Below are 2910 nucleotides of genomic sequence, written 5' to 3'. Positions count from 1 at the left end.
GGTAGATCTGGGTCTTTTTACGTTCCATTACCTAGGAGACGAGGAGGTCGGTGCCGATGGTCCTCGCTCTGACTGTGGCCGGAATCGTGGTCGCGCTGGTGGTGGTGGGACTCTTCCTGTTCGGCCTGCGCCGCAGACTGATCCAGCGCTCCGGCGGCACCTTCGACTGTTCGCTGCGCTGGGAAGTCCCCGAGAAACCGGACACCAACGGCAAGGGCTGGAGCTACGGCGTCGCCCGCTACAACGGCGACAGCGTCGAGTGGTACCGCGTCTTCTCCTACGCCTACCGCCCCCGCCGGGTCCTGGAACGCGACCGGATCGAGGTGGCCGGCCGCCGCCTCCCCGAGGGCGAGGAGGAGCTGGCCCTGCTCTCCGACGCCGTCGTCCTCGCCTGCACCCACCGCGGCACCCGCCTGGAACTCGCCATGAGCGAGGACGCCCTGACCGGCTTCCTCGCCTGGCTGGAGGCGGCCCCGCCCGGGCAGCGGGTGAACGTGGCCTGACCGCCGGGTCCCGGAAACACCGTCGCGGGCGGCCCGGAGGCCGCCCGCGACGGGGTGGGGGTGGGGGTGTGGCTCAGGTGTCAGCTCAGCCCGGAGTTGATGGCGCTCACCAGCTCACCGTCGCTGGTGTCACCGCTGAACTCCCAGAAGAACGCGCCGCCGAGACCCTGGGACTTGGCCCAGCTCATCTTCCCGGCGATCGTCGACGGGGTGTCGTACGACCACCAGTTGGTGCCGCAGTGGGCGTACGCCGTGCCCGCGATGGTGCCGGTGACCGGGCAGGACGTCTTGAGGACCTTGTAGTCCTCGATGCCCTGTTCGTACGTTCCGGTGGCCGCGCCCGTGGCCGTGCCGCCCGGCGCGTCCTGGGTGACGCCGGTCCAGCCTCTGCCGTAGAAGCCGATGCCGATCAGGAGCTTGCTCGCCGGCACGCCCTGTGCCTTGAACTTGGCCATCGCGTCGGCCGTGTCGAAGCCGGCGGTCGGGATGCCCGAGTACGAGGTGAGCGGGGAGTGCGGGGCGGTCGGGCCGGTGGTCGCCCAGGCGCCGAAGAAGTCGTACGACATCACGTTGTACCAGTTGACGTACTGGGAGGCGCCCGCGTAGTCGGTGGCGTCGATCTTGCCGCCGGTGGAACCGTCGGCCGTGGTGGCCGCCGTGACCAGCGCGGAGGAGCCGAACTTGGCGCGCAGCGCGGCCATCAGGTTCTTGAAGGCCGCCGAGCCGCTGGTGTCACAGCTCAGCCCGCAGGCGTTCGGGTACTCCCAGTCGATGTCGATGCCGTCGAAGACATCGGCCCAACGCGGGTCCTTGACGAGGTTGTAGCAGGAGTCCGCGAACGCGGTCGGGTTGGCCGCGGCCTGCGCGAAGCCGCCGGACCAGGTCCAGCCGCCGAAGGACCACAGGATCTTGAGGTTCGGGTACTTGGCCTTGAGCTCGCGCAGCTGGTTGAAGTTGCCGGCCAGCGGCTGGTCCCAGGTGTCGGCGACGCCGCTGACCGAGGTGTCGGCGGTGAACGTCTTCTGGTAGTCGGCGTAGGCGTCGCCGATCGCGCACTGGCCGTTCGTCACGTTGCCGAAGGCGTAGTTGATGTGCGTGATCTTCGCCGCGGAGCCGGACGTCACCAGGTTCTTGACCTGGTAGTTGCGGCCGTAGATGCCCCACTCGGTGAAGTAGCCGAGCTTGACCTTGGAGCCGGTGGTCGGGGGAGTGGTCGTACCGCCCGTGGTGTGTACGGCGACCGCGCCGCTGACCGGGCCGGTCTGGTTCGCGGTGTCGCGGGCCTGGACGGTGTACGAGTAGTCGGTGCCGGCCGTGAGACCCGTGTCGGTGTACGAGGTGGCGGTCACCGTGGAGACCACCTTGCCGTCGCGCAGGACGTCGTAGTTCTTGACGCCGTTGTCGTCGGTGGCGGCGGACCAGGAGAGCTTGACCGAGGTGTCGGTGATGCCCGACGCGGTCGGGGTGCCGGGCGCGGAGGGCGCCGAGTCGCCGGGGACGGTGGTGCCGCCGTCGCAACTGGCGCCGTTGAGCAGGCAGTTGCTCGGCGAGCCCGAACCGGCGCCGTTGAAGCCGAAGGAGACGGAGGCGCCGGGGGCGATGGAGCCGTTGTAGGACTTGTTCTTGGCGGTCCAGTGGGTGCCGGAGGAGGTGACGTCCGCGTCCCACGCGGAGGTGACCGAGGTTCCGGAGGGGAAGTCCCACTCGACGGTCCAGGAACTGATCGCGGTGGTACCGGTGTTCTTGACGGTCCACTGGCCGCCGAAGCCGGTACCCCAGTCCGAGGTCTTGGCAAAGGTCGCGGTCGCCGTCGTCGCGGCCTGGGCCGGGCTCGCGAGGCCGACCAGACCGGCCAGGGGGAGCAACAGGGTCGCGAACCCCGCCGCGGCTCTGTGTCTGAAGCGCATGCTGCGCCTCCCTCTTGTTCGGGGGTGACGTGGGCATGACTGAGCCTCATACCCACAGTGCCGCGAGAATAGAAAGGTCTGGACCACCGGTCAATAGGTCTGGACCACTCTGTATACGGGCTGTCAGTTCCCCGACTGCCGTGCCGGCACGGCCGCTGAGCGCTCCGCTGGAAGTGCCGCGCGATGCCGTCTGCCGACTGCGACGCCGTCGTGGCTGGTCGCGCCCACGCGGCGGAGCCGCATATCGATACAGCCCCGCGCCCCTTCGGGGCGCTGCCCCGCTTAGCGCTCCCCGCCGGGTACCCACTGCACGTCTCCGTCGTCCTTGTTGGCTGTGCGGGCGAGGATGCTGTGTCTTCCCGGGGGGTGACCCCCGGACCCCCGGCCGGGGGGTGATTCGTTCAGCGTTCGCCGCCGGGTACCTACTGCACGTCTCCGGCGTCCTTGTTGGCTGTGCGGGCGAGGATGCTGTGTCTTCCCGGGGGGTGACCCCCGGACGC

General features: G+C 69.3%; 2 protein-coding genes. One reads left to right on the top strand and one right to left on the bottom strand.

Annotated elements, in window-relative coordinates:
- Nucleotides 1-56: 56 nt before the first annotated feature.
- Entirely contained in the window at nucleotides 57-503 is a 447-nt protein-coding gene (locus ACWGKQ_RS52080) for a DUF2550 domain-containing protein (protein WP_189268498.1), read from the top strand.
- 80 nt (nucleotides 504-583) lie between these two features.
- Here ACWGKQ_RS52080 and ACWGKQ_RS52075 read toward each other — a convergent pair whose 3' ends face one another.
- Nucleotides 584-2410 carry a glycosyl hydrolase family 18 protein gene (locus ACWGKQ_RS52075; protein WP_453299165.1) on the bottom strand — a complete coding sequence of 609 codons (1827 nt, stop codon included), beginning with the start codon at nucleotides 2408-2410 and terminating at the stop codon, nucleotides 584-586.
- Nucleotides 2411-2910: the final 500 nt, after the last annotated feature.

Source organism: Streptomyces sp. NPDC054770, assembly GCF_053611985.1.
Note: the sequence above shows the minus strand (reverse complement) of the source record. Positions and strands in the feature narration are given on the sequence as shown.

Excerpts from the sequence above, each read along its gene's own strand:
- ACWGKQ_RS52080 (WP_189268498.1), top strand. The coding sequence starts at position 57 with ATGGTCCTCGCTCTGACTGTGGCCGGAATCGTGGTCGCGCTGGTGGTG.
- ACWGKQ_RS52075 (WP_453299165.1), bottom strand. The coding sequence starts at position 2,410 with ATGCGCTTCAGACACAGAGCCGCGGCGGGGTTCGCGACCCTGTTGCTC.